Consider the following 761-nt stretch of genomic DNA (forward strand, 5'->3'; position numbering starts at 1 on the left):
GGGTCGGGTTTGGTGGCAATGCCTTCGCGCTGGCCGTAGACGGCGGCAAAGCGTATCTGCGGGAAATAGTGGGCAATGAGCTTCGTGGTGGCGGCGTGATACTTGTTCGAGGCCACCGCCAGCAGGGTGTGTTGCGACTGCAGCTGCTCTAGCAGTTCGGTTATGCCGGGGTAGGGGCGACTGCGGTCGGCATTGTGGCAGTCGTAATAGGGGATGAACTGGGCACGTACCCGCAGGACGTTCTCTTCGGTTTTCTCTCCTTCGGGCAGGGCGCGTTCGAACAGCTTGTTGATGCCGTTGCCCACCATGAACTTGTACGACGCTTCGTCGTGGGTAGGATAGCCCAAAGCGTTAAGGGCGTGGTTGGTACTCTGTGCCAGGTCGGCAATGGTGTTGAGCAGTGTACCGTCGAGGTCGAATATTATCAGTTTCTTCATCTTCACAGGTTTTATTTTCCGGCGGCAAAGGTAACATTTTCCGGTCACATCTGCAATGCGCCTGTCTGCTGCGGGTACGGAAGCCGGTGAGGGTGGTGTATCTGATAAATATTGACAGATGGGGATGCTGACAACCACGGTCGTATACCGAGGGTACCTAAGTATACGACTGAGGGGGTCTAAGTATACGACCAAGGGTACCTCAGTCGTATACTTAGATAGTCAACACATATACATGTGATTATCAGCAGTTTGTGATTTTATCTGCTGAGGGTTATAATGTTTTACAGAATTCCTGCTTACGGGGTGATGCGGAACCAGTCT

The 761-nt window shown here is 53.0% G+C and carries 1 protein-coding gene; it reads right to left on the bottom strand.

Annotation, left to right across the window (positions count from 1 at the left end):
- Positions 1 to 437, bottom strand: a 437-nt coding sequence (locus QVP67_RS06755; protein ID WP_288179987.1) for an HAD family hydrolase, incomplete at its 3' end; no start/stop codon positions are given.
- Between the last annotated feature and the right edge of the window lie 324 nt (positions 438 to 761).

It is taken from the genome of Bacteroides sp. CAG:633 (assembly GCF_000435115.1).
Lineage (GTDB): Bacteria > Bacteroidota > Bacteroidia > Bacteroidales > Bacteroidaceae > Bacteroides > Bacteroides ndongoniae.